The sequence below is a fragment of the Mycobacterium sp. UM_Kg1 genome, assembly GCF_000972925.1.
GTDB lineage: Bacteria > Actinomycetota > Actinomycetes > Mycobacteriales > Mycobacteriaceae > Mycobacterium > Mycobacterium hiberniae.
The window spans coordinates 1-16,686 of the sequence record NZ_JRMK01000099.1 but is presented as its reverse complement, the minus strand read 5'-3'; the positions used below and the strand labels follow the sequence as shown (position 1 = coordinate 16,686).

The window sequence follows — 16,686 nt, the reverse complement described above, 5'->3', positions numbered from 1 at the left end:
CCTGCACCGCCGGCGATCCGGCCGCCGCCGGCAGGTGTTCGCGCATCCAGTCGACGGTGGCGCGGGCGGCCATGTCCTCGGGATCGACCGACAGCACCGCCGACAGCAGACCGCTGCTGTCGTCGTCGGCGAACACCGGCGGCGACACCGAGGCGATGTGCGGCGCCGCGGACATCTCCCGGCGGATCGCCGCGAACGTCTCGGCGTGAGCGGGTGCCGACGCATTCGAGTCCGGGATGGTCACCAGCACCCGAACCGGTCCCATCGCACCGGGACCCAGTGCTTGGGACGCCGCGGCCACCCCGCCCCGGATCTCGTGGGAGGAGTCGAACTGGCGCAGCATGCTGTTGCCGAGCGACAGCGACAGTGCCGGTGCCGCGAGCGCGAGCAGGAAGCCTGCCGCCACCAGCGCCGAGACCCAGGGCCGGCGCATCACCGACGCCGTCCACCTGGTCCAGAACCGCGACTGGGCGGCTTGTGGGCCCCGCGCCCAGTGCAGCAGCGCCGATCGTTTGGCCACCGCCCGGCCCAGCACCGCCAGTACCGCGGGGGTCAGGGTGATCGAGGCGAGCACGGCCACCGAGACAGCCAGGATCGCTCCGGTGGCCATCGACACCAGCACCGGTGTGTTGATCAGATAGATCCCGGTGAGCGAGGCCACCACGGTCAGACCCGAGAGCCCCACCGCCAGCCCGGACGTCGCCATCGCCGCGTCGGCTGCCTCCTGCGGTTGGCGACCGGACCGCAGTTCCTCGCGGTAACGCATCAGGATGAACAGCGAATAGTCGATCGCCAGGGCGATGCCGAACATGGACACCGTCGACGTGACGAACACCGACATCGTGGTGAACAGAGACAGCAGATAGACCAGCCCCATGGTGACGATCACCGTGCCGATCCCGAGCGCGAGCGGGATCGCGGCGGCCGCCAAGGAGCCGAAGACGGCCAGCAGCACGATCAGCACGATCGGCAGGTTCCACCGCTCGGCTGCGCCGATGTCCTGTTTGGTCTTCGCCGACGCGGCGGCGCCCAGCGCACCCTGGCCGATCACGTACAGGCTGACCGAGCCGTTCTCGATCCGGCCGGGATGTTCGCCTTCGACCCCCAAGCGGGTGCGGAGCTTTTTGGCGACGTCGACGGCGCCGGTGTTGTTGAAGTCGACCCGCAGCAACACGACGTAGGGCCGATCGGGCCGCGGCGGGGGCTGTGTGGTGTTCGGCAGCACCGTCACGCTGGGAACCTCGGCGGCCGTCCGCTGGAGCAGCGCGACGGCTTCGGTCATGTCCCGGTAGGTGGCGTCGGCGCGCGGTGCGGCCACCAGGGCCAGCGGAGATGCGCCCTGCTCGGGAAAGTGCTCCTCAAGCTGATACTGCACATGCAGCGACTGCGATCCGGCTACCTCGAAGCCGCCGCCGGTGAGGTGACCGGACTGGGTTGCGGCCAGGTAGAGCGAGGGGATGACAGCCAGTAGCCAACCTGTGAAGACCACCCAGCGGAATCTGCGCAGGTTGCTGCTGAGGCGCATCATGAACTGCTGGATTTCGGCTCTCCCCGCTCACGCGGCGCACCGGTGCGTCGCGTGCTGCGAGCCTACCGCAGCAAAGTGTCGTCCCGGTGGTTTCGCTCGCCTGTGAGCTGCTCTGATGCACGCCGGGAATCACACTGTGACCAGGGGAGACTTGCGCTGGGGTGGCGAGGTGTGGTGGTTACTGTCAGGATGGGCCGAAAGACCGCCGATCGATCCGCGGTCGTTGCCGGGGGGCATCGCTGGCACACCCGACCGCGCATCGGGCGGGCTGCGATCGGGCCCGTCGGCGCGGATCAAAACCCCGCCTGCCGTGAGGAGAGTTCGTGAACAGCACCCATGCCGCCGCCCTGCGCCGTCGCCCGGCGAGGTGGGGCGCCGTGGCCGCCCTGCCCGCCGTCCTGGGCGGCGCCGTCGCGGCGACGCTGGTGGCCACCCCGTCGGCGCCTTCGGCGACCGCGGCCAAAGACCCCTGCGTGGCCAGCGAGATCGCCCGCACGGTGGGCAAGGTGGTCACCGCCACCGGCGACTACCTGGACTCGCACCCGGACACCAATCAGGTGATGACCGGTGCCCTGCAGCAGCAGCCCGGCCCGCAGACCTTGGCAAACCTCAAGGCGCACTTCGACGCCAATCCGAAGGTTCAGGACGACCTGGCCAAGATCACCGCACCGGTGACCGAAGTCGCCGAGGAGTGCAGGCTGGCGATCAGCCTGCCGCAGGTGCTCGGGCTGCTGCAGGCCGCCCAGGGCGCCCTGCCGGGCGCCGGTCTGCCGGGTGGCGGCCTGCCGATAAACGGCCTGCCGGTGAGCGGCCCGCCCGCGGGCTCGGTGACTCAGCCGGTAGCCATTCGCTGAGGGCCGGGGCGTCCACCGCGGCGGCGTGGTCCGCGTTGTCGGTGCGGAACAGGCAGAAGAACACCACCCAGCCGGCCGCTGAGACCAGCAGCCAGCTGATCATCCGGTAGATCAGCACCGCCGAGATGGCGTCCGGCAAAGCCAGTCCGCTCGATACCAGCCCCGGCACCAGTACCGCCTCCACCACCAGCAGGCCACCGGGAATCAGGGGAATGGTTCCCGCCGCCCGGGCGGCGGCGTAGGCCACCGTCAAACCGGCAACCGAGGCCTGTCCGCCGGTCGCGTAGGCCGCGCACGCCAGGCAGGCGACGTCGGCGACCCAGTTGAACAAGGACCAGCCGAACGCCGTCGACGCCGCGCGCCGGCCCAGGCTCACCGACTCCAACTGGCCCAGCAACCTGCGCCACGTCGCCAGGCCGGTGTCAGCGGGCCGGTCGCGCACCGAGTTGGCCCAGGACAGCACCCGCACGCCTATGCCGTCGATCAGCTCCGGCCGCGAAGCGACTGCCTGCGCCAGCAGCAACAGTGCGATGAAACCGCCCACCGTGAACAGCAGCGAGAAGGGGTTGCCGCGGGCGCCCAGCAGAAATGCGCCGCCGAGGCCCAGTACGGCCAGACCGACCGCCTGCAGCACCCCCGACATCACCAACTGCCAGGACGCCACCACCGGCGATGCCCCCCAGCGTCGCTGCTGCCGGTACAGGAAGGTCGTCGACAGCACCGGCCCCCCGGGCAGGGTGGTGCTCAGTGAGTTGGCGGCGTAGAACACCGCCTCGGACTGTGCCTGCGTCACGTGAACGCCGGCCGAGCCCAGCAGGGTCCGCTGAATCTGGGCGAAGCTGTGCATGGAAGCCGCCGCGGCGATGATCGCCCCGAACAGCCATCGGCCCTCGGCGCGGCACAGGCTGCACCACGCGGCAGTCACCTGGTCCCATGCCAGCACCATTTCGACGGCCAGTATCACTGCCACCAGTGCCACCAGTGCCGGGCGCACCCACCGGTATCGACCACCCGGACGCGCCGCCGCAGCTCGGCTTCCGGGCGCGTCAGGAACGACGCATTCGGAAGAAAGGGGAAGCTGAGCCACGAATTCAGAGGCTAACCGCGGCATATCGATATTCCGCTACCTGATGTAGACCCGCTGCGGCATCGTTACGCTACCGGGATGTCAGCCAGCGCAGACGAATCCGTACATCCGACTGTTCGCAAGGCGGCGGCGTGGGCCTGGCGCCTGCTGGTGCTGTTCGCCGCGGTGCTGGTGGTGCTGCTGGTCATCCGGCGCCTCGAGGTGATTTTCGTCCCGGTGGCGATCGCGATGATGGTGTCGGCCTTGCTGCTGCCCGGCGTGGACTGGCTGTCGGCGCACGGTGTGCAGCGGGGGCTGGCGGTGTTCATGCTGCTGTTGGGCGGCCTGGCGGTACTGGCCGGCCTGCTGACCTTCGTGGTCGACCAGTTCATCGACGGGGTGCCCGAGTTGGTCGAACAGGTCACCCAGGTGATCAACTCGACCCAGCGCTGGCTGGTCGAAGGACCACTGCACCTCAGTGCCGAACAGATCGACAGTATCGGCGACACGGTGGTCAACGGCCTGCGCAACAACCAGGCCAAGCTGACCAGCGGCGCGCTGTCGACGGCCGAGACCGTCACGAAGATCTTCACCGGTGCCTTCGTGGTGCTGTTCACGCTGATCTTCTTCCTCTACGGCGGCCGCGACATCTGGCGGTTCACCGTGAAGGTCTTCCCGAGCCGGGTACGCGACACCGTGTACGCGGCCGGTGTCGCGGGGTTCGAGTCGCTGATCGGCTACGTGCGGGCCACGTTCCTGGTGGCGCTGGTCGACGCCCTCGGTATCGGCATCGGTCTGGCGGTCATGGCCGTGCCACTGGCGCTCCCGCTGGCCTCGTTGGTGTTCCTGGGGGCGTTCATCCCGCTCGTCGGTGCGGTGCTCACCGGGTTGCTGGCCGTGCTGGTCGCGCTCATCGCCAAGGGTTGGATCTACGCGCTGGTCACCCTGGGGCTGATCATCGCGGTCAACCAACTCGAAGCCCACGTATTGCAGCCCCTGGTCATGGGGCGCGCCGTCTCGATTCACCCCTTGGCGGTGGTGCTGGGCATCTCCACAGGCGGAGTCCTGGCCGGCATCGTCGGCGCGCTGCTCGCCGTCCCGGCCATCGCATTCATCGACCGGGCGGTACGGGTGCTGATCGGCAGCTCTGCGCCGCCGCCACCGGAGGTCGACGACGCCGAGGCTCCGGAAACCGGCGAGGCCGGCACCGGCAAGGTCAGTACCGACCCTCCCGGCGCAGCAGTTCAGCAGCGCTGAGACCTCCTGAGGCGCCACGGCGCTGCGGGCTCTGCGAGGCGTCCGCGGCGGCGTCGCCGGCCTGATCGCCGACAGCGGTGAACTTCTCCGTCTCCGGGGCATCGGAATCGCCTTGCGTGCCCGGCACCGGGATAGCGGTGGTGGGAGCGTTCTCCGTGGCACCTAGGTCGTCGGCGGGCTGGGGCAGTGCCCGCGTCCGCTCGTCGGCCGCATCCGCCGGAGTTTGCGCCGCTCGCCCGCGCCGAGGCGGCGTTGCCTCCCGGCCGGAGCGCAGCTCGCCCAGCCACGACTCGATCTCGCGTTCGCCTCCCTCGCCGGGAGACCCCACCCGCTCGGTGGCCGGATCGGCTGCTGTGAAGCGGGTGGTCGGCGGCTCGGCCGGGCCGGCATTGATCCGGTTGGTCCGGGCGCTGGACGGATCGCCGCTGACCGGCCGGGTGGGCAGCTGCTCGGCGACTCGTGACCGGGCCGGGGCGGCGCGGCCGGGGGCCGGGTGGGTGGGGTCATGTGTCGGGCGGGCTGCCGCCGCACCCACCGGGGTGGGCCCGACCGTGGCGGTCGCGGGACGGCGCGCCACCCGGCGCCGCTCGTCGGGCAGCCGGATCTCGCCGAGCCCGATCCGGTTCTGGAGGCGTTTCATCCAGCGCGGCGCCCACCAACAGTCGTCGCCGAGAAGCTTCATCACCGCGGGCACCAGGAACATCCGGATGACGGTGGCGTCGAGCAGCAACGCCGCCATCAGGCCGAACGCCAGGTACTTCATCATCACCAAGTCGGAGAACACGAACGACGCGGCAACCACCGCGAGGATCAACGCGGCGGCGGTGATCAGCCGGCCGGTGGTGGCCGTACCGATCCGGATCGCCTCGGTGGTCGACATTCCCGATTCGCGTGCCTCCACCATTCGGGAGACCAGGAAGACCTCATAGTCGGTGGCCAGGCCCCAGCCGACCGCCACCACCAGGGCGATCACCACCACCATCAGTGGTGTGGGCGTGAAGTTCAGCAGGCCCGCGCCATGGCCGTCGACGAACATCCAGGTCAAGATGCCCATGGTCGAGCCGATGGTCAGCGCGCTCATAACCGCGGCCTTCAACGGCAGCACCAAGGACCCGAAGGCCAGGAACATCAGCAGCGTGGTGGTGGTCAGCAAGATCACCAGCATCAGCGGTCCCTTGTCCACCATGGCGTGGATGCTGTCCTGCTCAAGTGCCGGGGTGCCGCCGACGAGCACGGTGAGGCCCTTGGGCGTGCTCATCGCGCGCAACGCCTTGATCTTCTGCGCCGCATCGTTGCGGTTGATCAGGCCGTTCTCGATCACCCGCACGGAGTCATCCTTGGATGCGCCGGGAAGGTACGGGCGTTCCTTCCACATTTCGCTGGGGTCGTCGTCGGGAACCACAAACCCGCCGATCGACATCGCCCGGTTGCGGATGTCGGCAACCTGCTGGTCGGTGACCGGCTTGCCGGTGTCGCTCTCGATCACCAGCGTCAGCTTCTCGGTGCGGAAGCCGGGGAAGATCTCGTCGAAGTGCTCCTGGGCGACCCGGGCGGTGTTGTCCGGCGGCAGATACTTCTCGCTCATACCGCCGAACGACAGCTTCCCCAGCGGGATGATCAGCAGGATCATCGCCACCACGATGGGGATCGCAAATGCCAGCGGCCGCTGCATGACGTAGTTGACCAGCTTGCCCCAGAATCCGGCCTCGACCTCTTCGCGAGTCTTGGTCTTCTGGGTCTTCTCGGCGAACCAGGCGATGATGCGGTTGGAGAACTCCCATTCCCGCAGGAACGGAATGCGGTACAGGGTGCGGACGCCGAGCGCGTCGACGTTGGTCCCCAGCACGCCCAGAATGGCCGGCAGCAGGGTGATCGACAGCAGCGCGGCCAGCCCCACCGAGGCGAAGAACGCATAGGTCAGCGAATGCACGAAACCCTGCGGAAGTACCAGCAGGCTGGCACACGACACGATGATCAGCACCGCCGAGAACACCACCGTGCGTCCCGCGGTCATCACCGAGCGCCGGACCGCCGCCTCGGTGTCATACCCCTCGGCGATCTCTTCGCGGAACCGGCTCACCACGAACAGGCCGTAGTCGATCGCGATGCCCAGGCCGATCAGCGACACCACCGGCTGGGCGAAGAAGTGCACCGGCCCGAAGTGCGTAGTGAGCTGCAGGATGCCGGTCGCCCCGGCGATGCTGAGACCACCGACGATAACGGGCAGGCTGGCGGCGATCACCCCGCCGAACACGAAGAACAACACCACCGCCACCAGCGGCAGCGCCAGGACTTCCATCCGTTTCTGGTCGCTGGCGATGGTGCCGGTCAACGCGTTGGCAATCGGTTGCAGGCCGCCGAGCTCGACCTTGCCGCCGTCGAGCTTCTGCAGGTCGGGCTCGACCGCCTGGTAGTTCTTCAAGATCGTGTCGTCGTCGTCGCCCTTGAGCTGGATCGACGCGAAGGCATGCTTTTTCTGCGGGTCGGCCATCGAAGACAGCGCTTCGGGATTGGTGAAGTAGCCGACCCAGCTCAGAATCTCGTCGGGGTGTCCGTCCTTGACCTTGTTCAGCCCACTCTTGACCGAATCGAACCATTCCTCATCGTCGACTGTCTCGCCTTTGGGAGCGGTGAAGACCGCCACCACATGGCTGGTGCGGTCTCGCCCGTAGACCTCGTCGCCGACGATCGATGCCCGCACCGACTGGCTGCCGTCGTCGTAGAAGCCGCTCTGGGTGACGTGGTCACCCAGGCTCATCCCATACACGCCGCCACCCAGGCAGAGCGCCACCATCACGCCGATTACGATGAACCGGTAGCGGTATACAGTTCGACCCCACCAGGCGAACACCTATACGCTCCTTACTAAGGTCTGTGGAGACATCTTTTGGACCCGCGCTTCGCTGACTTCGGGTTCTCCAGTTGTCACTCTCGTGAGTTCAGCAGTGAACTCAGCGGCCGGAACGGCTGGAGCCACGCCCCCTGTTCCGGCAGCGAATCCAAGCTGATCCGCGGCAGCCGCTCCCGAAACACACCAGGGATGTCCTCGAGGTCGACGAACTCCAAGGTATCCGAGGCTAGCGCCCAGCTCGCATGTTCGCGAAATCCGAGCACGGTAACGGCTATGCCGAGTCCGCTGAGTTCTTCCAGCGGTTCCCGGAACGCCTGACCGTCGGCGGATGCCACGGCCACGGCCACCAGTCCCTGGTCCTTGCGCAGCGCGATGTGTTCGAGCATGTCGGAATCGACATCGCTGTCCTCATCGATCTTCGGCTTGGCAAAGACTGCGAAACCCACATTACGCAACGCTTCGACCCACGGGCGGACAACGTCGGCGCTGCCCGGAGCGATGTTGGTGAACACCGTGGCCTCGGGCTCGACGCGGATCTGCGGGTGGGCCGCCGCCACCTCGGTGGTCCGCTGGAGCAACCAGCGGCCCAGCGCGTCGAAGCGGGGCCGCTCCACCCCGGTCGGGCGGCGGCCCAGGATGGCCCCCAGACCCATGTCCAGGTTCGGGGCGTCCCACACCAGCAACACCCGCTGGGCCGGCATCTCCTCGCTGCCCGGATCGGCTCCGGTCGGCTCGGCGGCCAGCTCGGCGGCGGTCACGGGATCCGCTCCCAGACGAACTCGTTGATCACGCTGCCCGCCGCACGGCCCTTGGCCTCGTACTTGGTGGTGGGGCGGTCGATCGAGATCGGCAACGCTGCCTCCCCGGACACCCGGCGCAGGCCCGGTTCGCCGTCACCGGCCTCGGCGATCTGCAGGGCGTAGTCGGCATGGTCGGTCGCCGCGTGCAGCACGCCGCCGGGCCGCAACCGATCGGCGATCAGGGCCATGGTGGCCGGTTGCAGCAGCCGCCGCTTGTGGTGGCGCGCTTTGGGCCAGGGGTCGGGGAAGAACACGCGCACCCCGGTCAGCGATGCCGGGGCGATCAGGTACTCAAGCACATCGAGACCGTCGCCGCGCAACAGGCGAATGTTGCCCAGCTGCTCGCGTTCGATCGCGCACAGCAGCTGTGCCAGTCCGCGCTCGTAGACCTCCACGGCCAGCACGTCCAAGTCCGGCTCGGCCTGTGCCATCGCGACGGTCGAGGTGCCGGCTCCGCAGCCGATCTCGAGCACGACCGGGGCATCTCGGCCGAACCAGCGGCGTGGATCCAGCGGCTGAGGACGCTCGGACCCCTGCGGGGGCACGACGTCGGCGCCCAGCTCCGGCCAGAGCCGCTCCCAGGTCTGGCGTTGGCCGGCCGACAGAGCCGAGTGCCGATAGCGGACGCTGAAGTTGCGGAAACGGCGTGGAGCGGAGGCTTGGACGCCAGGGACGTCTGGTGCCGTTTCGACGTCGCGCGGCGAATGCATGCAGTCCATGGTGGCCCATAGACCCGTGAGTACCCACTTCGCGGTCCACATTGATACGCAACAGTTGCCTGGCGCAGCGGTGACTCGCGGCCGGGCTGCGCAGCTGAGACCATGGCCCGGACCGATTGCGGGGAGGCATGGTCGTGACACCGGGACACCAACTCTTCGCCGCCGAGCTGACCGGCTTGGCCGCCCAAAGCTGTGACTCGCGGCTGGCGATGCTCGCCGCCGGCATCACCGCGCCGCTGCGGGTCGCCGTCCACGGCAGGCGCGGCGTCGGCCGACGGACCGTGGCTGCGGCGCTGGCCGCCACCGGGCTGCGCATTGCCGAGCGAGCCCATGCCGCCGACGTGGCCGTCCGTGTGGTCGCCGAGGTGGTCAAGCCGGAGGACATCGTCGCGGTACGCGCCGCGCGCGAGCCGGTACTGGTGGTGCTGAACAAGGCGGACCTGCCGGGTCGTGGCGGGGCGGCGATGCCGATCCCGGTCGAACCGCTCTCGGCGCTCTTCGCGCTGGCTGCCCGCCCCGGCGGGCTGGACGGTCCGTTGTGGGAGGCGCTGCGCTGCCTTGCATCCCGGCCCGCCGATCTGCGCTCGGCCGAGCACTTCGTGAGCGGTCCGCATCCGGTGCCGCGCGCAACGCGAGAGAGGTTGTGCGCCGTCATCGACGTGTCCGGGGTCGCGGCACTGCTCGGCCTGGCCGGGCAGGACGGCACCGCGGCGCACGCGCGGGCGCTGCTGGGCCGGCTCAGCAACGTCGACGGCGTTGCGGCCCGGCTGGCGGCGCTGGGTGCCGCCGCGTACCACCGGCGCATGGCCGAGGCGGTGACCCGCTTGGCGGCGATGGCGGTGGCCGACGATCGCATCGACGAGTTTCTGGTTCGTGACACGACGGTGGCCGCCCGGTCGGCGGCCGCGGTCGCCGCGGTCGGTGCGGCGGACGAACCGGTGCTGGCCCGGGCCCGCCGCTGGCACGGCCTGCGCAGCGCGCCGGTCGGTGCCGCCCAGCGGGCGTGTGCGGCCGATATCGCCCGGGGATCGCTGCGGGCCTGGGTGTCGGCTCGAGGTTTGGCGTGAACGTCCCGGACCCGGCCGCGGAGGTGGATGCCCTGATCGCCGAGATCGCCCCCGGGCTGCGTCCCCCGGCGGTCCGGCGCCGCGACGTGGTGGTGGTGACCGGGCCGTGGCTGGCCGGAGTCGGTGCGATGACCGCCGCGCTGGCCGATCGGATCCCGCAGTGGCCGGTGCGCGAGGCCGGTGATCTGGGCCCCGGCGACGTGCCCTTGGCGGTGGTGTTCGTGGTGTCGGCGGCCGCCGCGTTGACGCCGTCGGACTGTGCGCTGTTCGATGCCGCGGCGGCCCACACCGACGTGGTGATCGGCGTCGTGTCCAAGATCGACGTGCACCGGCAGTGGCCGCAGATGCTGGCGGTGGCACGCGAGATGCTCGCCGGGCACGCCGCGCGCTACCGCGATGTGGTCTGGGTGGGAGCGGCTGCCGCACCTGAGCGCGGCACCCCGCGGGTCGACGACGTTATCGCGGCACTGGCCGCCGCGCTCGGCAGCGGCGATGCCCACCGGCGCAACCGGCTGCGGGCCTGGCAGTGTCAGTTGCGCGCCGACGCCGACCGCACCGATCGCGACCTGCGCGCCGAGGGGCGGCGTGCTCGGGTGCAATTACTGCGGGAGCGGCGCGAGCAATTGGTGCGCCGGCAGCGGATCGCGAAGGCGGAGCGGGTGATCTCGCTGCGCAGCCGCCTCGCCCAGGCGCGGGTGCGGCTGTCTCAGTTCGCCGACAAGCGGTGCGCTGCGGTGCGCGGCGAACTCACCGAAGACGTCACGGGCATGACTCGACGCAGGCCGGCCGAATTCCAGACCTATGTCGGCGACCGGTTGGCCGAGGTGGCGGCCGAGGTCGACCATGCGATCGGCGACCAGGTGGCCGGCATCGCGGGGGGACTGGGGCTGGCCGAGGATTCGTGGCCGGCGGGGGACCGCCCGCCGCCGGCGGCCGGCCCCGGTACGCCTCCACTGGAGTCCCGACGGCTGGAGACTCAGCTGATGACGGTGTTGGGCATCGGTTTCGGGCTGGGCACGGCGTTGACGTTGAGCCGGGTCCTGGCAGATCTGGCGCCGGGTCTGGCGGCGGTCGGAGCGGCCGGCTGTGCCGTTGCCGGACTGGCGATCGCCGGGTGGGTGGTGCGGATCCGGGGAATCCTGCGCGACCGGGCGGTGCTCGAACGCTGGGTCGGCGAGGCAACCGGCGTGCTGCGCCGCGAGCTACGGGATCTGGTGGCCCTGCGGCTGGTCGCCGCCGAGGCGGCACTCTCCGCCGAACTGGCCCTTCGCAACGAGGCCGACGCCGGGCGCGTCGCCGGCCGGGTGGCGGAGCTGGACCGGGAACTGCGCGAGCACGCCGCCGCCGCGGCCCGGGCGGCGGCGGTGGCCGAGCGCGCGCTGCCGCAGCTGCGGCGGGCCCTGGAACGAGTCGGCGCTGAGCTGGGAGAATCCGCGTGATCCGGTGTCGCGGGCCGCGCTCGCGGGCCGCCGGATGTGGCCGCTTCGACCCGCGAAGCTATCCACGGTAATCTCTTATCTAATGACGGTATAAGAGGTGAGCAGCGGCGCGCATCTGCGACAACGCCACCAAGTGACACAGGTTACACAGGAGAGCTCAATGACCTCAGCGACCATTCCCGGTCTGGACGCCGCCCCGACGAAACACAGCGGGTTGCTGGCCTGGGTTCGGGAGGTCGCGGAGCTGACTCAGCCTGACCGGGTGGAGTGGTCGGACGGCTCCGACGAAGAGTGGAACCGGTTGATGGCCATGCTGGTGGAGTCCGGTGCGGCGGTCAAACTCGACGAGGAGAAGCGCCCCAACTCCTACCTGGCGCTGTCCGACCCGGCCGATGTGGCCCGAGTCGAGTCGCGGACCTACATCTGCAGCCGCACCAAGGAAGACGCCGGCCCCACCAACAACTGGGTGGACCCCGACGAGATGCGGGCCACCATGACGGAGCTGTACCGGGGCTGCATGCGCGGCCGCACCATGTACGTCATCCCGTTCTGCATGGGGCCGTTGGGTGCCGAAGACCCCAAGCTCGGCGTGGAGATCACTGACTCGCCTTACGTGGTGGCGTCGATGAAGGTGATGACCCGGATGGGCACCGCGGCGCTGGAGAAGATCGGCACCGACGGGGCTTACGTCAAGGGTCTGCACTCGGTGGGTGCGCCGCTGGCCGACGGAGAGCAGGATGTGCCGTGGCCCTGCAACACCGAGAAGTACATCACCCACTTCCCGGAGACCCGTGAGATCTGGAGCTACGGCTCGGGATACGGCGGCAATGCCCTGCTGGGCAAGAAGTGCTACGCACTGCGGATCGCCTCGGCGATGGCCCACGACGAGGGCTGGCTGGCCGAGCACATGCTGATCCTCAAGCTGATCTCGCCGGAGAACAAGGCCTACTACATCGCGGCCGCTTTCCCCTCGGCGTGTGGCAAGACCAACCTGGCGATGATCCAGCCGACCATCCCGGGGTGGCGCGCCGAGACCCTCGGTGACGACATCGCCTGGATGCGGTTCGGCAAGGACGGCCGGCTCTACGCGGTGAACCCCGAGTTCGGCTTCTTCGGGGTGGCGCCGGGTACCAGCCGCAGCTCCAACCCCAACGCCATGGTCACGCTGGAGGCCGGCAACACCGTCTACACCAACGTCGCACGCACCGACGACAACGACGTGTGGTGGGAGGGCATCGACGGTGACGTCCCCGAACACCTGATCGACTGGAAGGGCAACGACTGGTACGGGGGCAAGACCGAGACCCCTGCGGCCCACCCGAATTCGCGGTACTGCACGCCGATGTCGCAGTGCCCCATCCTGGCTCCGGAGTGGGACGACCCGGCCGGTGTGCCGATCTCGGCGATCCTGTTCGGTGCCCGCCGCAAGACCACGGTGCCGCTGGTCAGCGAAGCTCGCGACTGGCAGCACGGCGTCTTCATCGGCGCGACCATGGGCAGCGAGCAGACCGCTGCCGCCGAGGGCACGGTGGGCAAGGTTCGCCGCGACCCGATGGCGATGCTGCCGTTCATCGGCTACAACGTGGGCGACTACATGCAGCACTGGATCGACACCGGCAAGAACGCCGATGAGTCGAAGCTGCCGAAGGTGTTCTTCGTCAACTGGTTCCGGCGTGGCGAGGACGGCCGTTTCCTGTGGCCGGGCTTCGGCGAGAACAGCCGGGTGCTCAAGTGGATCATCGAGCGGGTCGAGGGCAACGCCGGCGGCCGGGAGACCCCGATCGGTATCGTGCCGAGCGCTGCCGACCTGGATCTGGACGGATTGGACGTCTCGGCCGACGATGTGGACCAGGCGCTGATCGTCGACGCCGCCGAGTGGCGCGCCGAGCTGCCGCTGATCGAGGAGTGGTTCGAGTTCGTCGGCGACAAGCTGCCCAGCGGCCTGCGCGACGAGTTCGACGCTCTCAAGCAGCGGCTGGGCTAGCAGCCCTCTCCCTACGTACAGAAACCGCACTCGGGGTCTCCCCGGGTGCGGTTCTGTTTGGCCGCCCCCGCCGGCAGGGCACCGCTTGACAGCCGTCAAGTTTGGTCCCAGTACAGTCAGCCCATGCAGATTCGCGAACACGTCGATGCCGACAACCCGGCCATCATCCTGCACCCCTCGGGTACGGTCGTCAGTTTCGGTGAGCTGGAAGCCCGGGCGAACAGGCTGGCGCACTTCTTCCGGGCCGCAGGTCTGGTCGAGGGCGATGTCGTGGCGATCCTCATGGAGAACAACGAGCACATCCACGCTGCGATGTGGGGTGCGCGACGCAGCGGTCTGTACTACGTCCCGATCAACACCCACCTGACCGCCGCCGAAGCTGCCTACATCATCGACAACAGCAACGCCAAAGCGATCATCGGCTCGGCCGCGCTGCGCGAAACCTGCGCGAACCTCGCCGAGAACCTGCCGGCCGGCCTGCCCGATCTGCTGCTCATCGCCGATGACGACCTGGACGGCTGGCAGAGCTACCCGCAATGCGTCGCCGACCAACCCGTCACGCCCATCGACGACGAGATCGAGGGTGATCTGCTGCAGTACTCCTCGGGCACCACCGGCCGTCCGAAGGGCATCAAGCGTCCGCTGCCGCACCTGCCGCCGAGTGAGGTGCCGGGACTGATGGCGATGCTGGTCTCGGTATGGATGGGCCCGGGCTCGGTCTATCTGAGCCCCGCGCCGCTGTATCACACCGCGCCCTCGGTCTGGTCGATGCAGGTGCAGGCGGCCGGTCTGACCACCGTCGTCATGGAGAAATTCGACGCCGAGTCCGCACTGGACGCAATCGGGCGCTATGGGGTCACCCACGCCCAGTTCGTGCCCGCACACTTCACCCGGATGCTGAAGCTGCCTGCGGACGTACGTGCCTCCTATGACGTGTCCAGCCTCAAGCGGGTCATGCACGCGGCCGCGCCGTGCCCGGTGGAGATCAAGCAGCAGATGATCGACTGGTGGGGGCCGATCGTCGATGAGTACTACGCCTCATCCGAAGCGCACGGCTCCACGCTCATCAGTGCCGACGAGTGGCTGAAGCACCCCGGCTCGGTCGGCAAGGCCATGTTCGGTGCCGTGCACATCCTCGACGAGGACGGCAATGAGCTGCCGCCCGGTCAGCCGGGCGAGATCTACTTCGAGGGCGGCAACGCCTTCGAATACCTCAACGATCCGGACAAGACGGCCAAGTCCCGGCATCCCCAGGGCTGGACCACGGTCGGCGACGTCGGCTACCTCGACGATGAGGGCTACCTGTACCTCACCGACCGCCGCCATCACATGATCATCTCCGGCGGTGTGAACATCTATCCGCAGGAAGCCGAGAACCTGTTGATCACCCACCCGAAGGTGCTCGACGCCGCGGTGTTCGGCATCCCCGACGACGAGATGGGCCAGAGCGTGAAGGCGGCGGTGCAGACCGTCGACCCCGCCGACGCCACACCCGAGTTCGCTGCGGAACTTCTGGCTTGGGTGCGGGATCGGTTGGCGCACTACAAGTGTCCGCGATCGATCGCTTTCGAAGAGCAGTTGCCGCGTACCGACACCGGCAAGCTCTACAAGAACGAACTGGTGGCCAAGTACTCGGCGTAGCAGACCGGGCCCGCGGGCGGGCTAGATCCCGCCGCGGGCCACCAGCTGCGCCGCGATCACGTTGCGCTGAATCTCGTTGGTGCCCTCGCCGACGATCATCAGCGGCGCATCGCGGAAGTAGCGTTCCACGTCGTATTCGGTCGAATATCCGTAGCCGCCGTGGATGCGCACCGCGTTGAGCGCGATCTCCATCGCAGCTTCCGAGGCGAACAACTTGGCCATGCCGGCCTCCATGTCGCAGCGCTGACCACTGTCATAGCGTTCGGCGGCGTACCGGGTGAGCTGGCGGGCCGCCGTCAGCTTGGTGGCCATCTCGGCCAGATAGTTGCCCACACTCTGGTGCTTCCAGATCGGCTGGCCGAAGCTCTCCCGCTGCTGTGCGTAGGCCAGCGCGTCTTCGAGTGCGGCGGTCGCCACCCCCAGGGCCCGGGCCGCCACCTGGATGCGGCCGGTCTCCAGGCCCTTCATCATCTGGGCAAAGCCACTTCCGGGTGCGCCGCCGAGTACCGCGGTCGCCGGCACCCGGCAGCCGTCGAAGCTCAGTTCGCAGCTCTCCACGCCCTTGTAGCCCAGCTTCGGCAGGTCCCGTGACACCGTGAGGCCGGGGCTGGGATTGTCCACCAGCACCACGGAGATACCCCGGTGCTTGGGCTCGGCGTGCGGATCGGTCTTGGCCAAAAGGGCGATCAATCCGGAGTACCGGGCGTTGGAGATCCAGGTCTTGGCGCCGTTGATCACCAGGTCGTCACCGGTCGGCAGGGCCGTCGTCGTCATGTTCTGCAGGTCGCTGCCGCCGCCGGGCTCGGTCAGGGCCATGGTGGCCCGCAGTGCCCCGGTGGCCATGGCGGGCAGGTAGCGCTGCTTCTGCTCCTCGGTGCCGAACAGCGTCAGCAGCTTGGCGACGACGGTGTGGCCGCCCATCGCCCCGGCCAGGCTCATCCAGCCACGGGCCAGTTCCTGGGTGACAAGCACGTAGCACGGCATCGACACCGGTGTGCCGCCGTACTCCTCGGGAACCGCGAGACCGTAGATGCCGAGATGCTTCATCTGTTCGATCCACGCCTGCGGATAGGTGTTGGCGTGCTCGACGTCGCGGACGCTCGGTTTGACCTCGCGGTCGATGAACTGCCGGACGGTTTCCACCAAGATAGACTCTTCAGGGGTCACCGCTACACCGTATGCCAGGATTTGCCCATGACCAGCGGCCCCTACTTCGATGATCTTCAGGTCGGCCAGGTGTTCGACGGGGCACCGTCGATGACGCTGACGGCCGGTGCCGCGGCGCTGCATCAGGCGATTCTCGGCGACCGGTTGCGCCTGCCGCTGGACGCCGAGTTGTCGCAGGCGGTGACCGGGGCGACGACCCCGCTGGCCCATCCCGGGCTGGTCTGCGATGTCGCGATCGGGCAGTCCACGTTGGTCACGCGGCGGGTCAAGGCCAACCTCTTCTACCGAGGCCTGGCGTTCTTCCGGTATCCGG

At 68.8% G+C, this 16,686-nt stretch carries 12 protein-coding genes and 1 pseudogene; 7 read left to right on the top strand and 6 right to left on the bottom strand.

Going from position 1 to position 16,686, the window contains the following annotated elements:
- Positions 1–1,528, bottom strand: a 1,528-nt coding sequence (locus LI92_RS15170; protein WP_046320221.1) for an MMPL family transporter, incomplete at its 3' end; no start/stop codon positions are given.
- Positions 1,529–1,851: 323 nt separating this feature from the next.
- Here LI92_RS15170 and LI92_RS22410 point away from each other — a divergent pair.
- A pseudogene (locus tag LI92_RS22410) lies at positions 1,852–2,217 on the top strand (hemophore); the annotation flags it as partial.
- Positions 2,218–2,233: 16 nt separating this feature from the next.
- On the opposite strand, the gene LI92_RS15160 reads toward LI92_RS22410, so the two are convergent.
- The gene (locus LI92_RS15160; protein ID WP_046320218.1) at positions 2,234–3,493 is read right to left on the bottom strand and encodes a lysylphosphatidylglycerol synthase transmembrane domain-containing protein; all 1,260 of its coding nucleotides are present in this window, start codon (positions 3,491–3,493) and stop codon (positions 2,234–2,236) included.
- A gap of 54 nt (positions 3,494–3,547) precedes the next feature.
- Between LI92_RS15160 and LI92_RS15155 the strand changes: the two genes are divergently transcribed.
- Entirely contained in the window at positions 3,548–4,705 is a 1,158-nt protein-coding gene (locus tag LI92_RS15155) for an AI-2E family transporter (RefSeq protein ID WP_046320217.1), read from the top strand.
- Here the strand turns inward: LI92_RS15155 and mmpL3 are convergent.
- The 3 genes from mmpL3 to trmB form a co-directional block, all read right to left on the bottom strand.
- Positions 4,665–7,556 (bottom strand): trehalose monomycolate exporter MmpL3, encoded by a 2,892-nt coding sequence (gene mmpL3, locus LI92_RS15150; protein WP_046320216.1) that lies wholly within the window; start codon positions 7,554–7,556, stop codon positions 4,665–4,667. The two genes, LI92_RS15155 and mmpL3, sit on opposite strands and share 41 nt — an antisense overlap.
- A gap of 74 nt (positions 7,557–7,630) precedes the next feature.
- Entirely contained in the window at positions 7,631–8,257 is a 627-nt protein-coding gene (locus LI92_RS15145; protein WP_152665491.1) for an NYN domain-containing protein, read from the bottom strand.
- A 53-nt stretch (positions 8,258–8,310) separates the two neighbouring features.
- Complete coding sequence (gene trmB / locus LI92_RS15140) at positions 8,311–9,066, bottom strand: tRNA (guanosine(46)-N7)-methyltransferase TrmB (RefSeq protein WP_046320225.1); 756 nt, start codon at positions 9,064–9,066, stop codon at positions 8,311–8,313.
- 143 nt (positions 9,067–9,209) lie between these two features.
- Here trmB and LI92_RS15135 point away from each other — a divergent pair, with 143 nt between their 5' ends.
- The 4 genes from LI92_RS15135 (at position 9,210) to fadD4 (ending at position 15,206) form a co-directional block, all read left to right on the top strand.
- Positions 9,210–10,142 (top strand): hypothetical protein, encoded by a 933-nt coding sequence (locus tag LI92_RS15135; RefSeq protein WP_192830061.1) that lies wholly within the window; start codon positions 9,210–9,212, stop codon positions 10,140–10,142.
- Positions 10,139–11,581 carry a hypothetical protein gene (locus LI92_RS15130; RefSeq protein WP_046320213.1) on the top strand — a complete coding sequence of 481 codons (1,443 nt, stop codon included), beginning with the start codon at positions 10,139–10,141 and terminating at the stop codon, positions 11,579–11,581. The genes LI92_RS15135 and LI92_RS15130 overlap by 4 nt, the downstream gene beginning before the upstream one ends.
- 160 nt (positions 11,582–11,741) lie before the next feature.
- Positions 11,742–13,565 carry a phosphoenolpyruvate carboxykinase (GTP) gene (locus LI92_RS15125; RefSeq protein ID WP_046320212.1) on the top strand — a complete coding sequence of 608 codons (1,824 nt, stop codon included), beginning with the start codon at positions 11,742–11,744 and terminating at the stop codon, positions 13,563–13,565.
- 123 nt (positions 13,566–13,688) lie between these two features.
- Positions 13,689–15,206 carry a fatty-acid--CoA ligase FadD4 gene (gene fadD4 / locus LI92_RS15120; RefSeq protein WP_046320211.1) on the top strand — a complete coding sequence of 506 codons (1,518 nt, stop codon included), beginning with the start codon at positions 13,689–13,691 and terminating at the stop codon, positions 15,204–15,206.
- Positions 15,207–15,227: 21 nt separating this feature from the next.
- On the opposite strand, the gene LI92_RS15115 is transcribed toward fadD4, so the two are convergent.
- Positions 15,228–16,373 carry an acyl-CoA dehydrogenase family protein gene (locus tag LI92_RS15115; protein ID WP_152665490.1) on the bottom strand — a complete coding sequence of 382 codons (1,146 nt, stop codon included), beginning with the start codon at positions 16,371–16,373 and terminating at the stop codon, positions 15,228–15,230.
- A 27-nt stretch (positions 16,374–16,400) separates the two neighbouring features.
- Here LI92_RS15115 and LI92_RS15110 point away from each other — a divergent pair.
- The coding region (locus LI92_RS15110; RefSeq protein WP_502691457.1) for a hotdog family protein at positions 16,401–16,686 on the top strand (286 nt) is incomplete at its 3' end.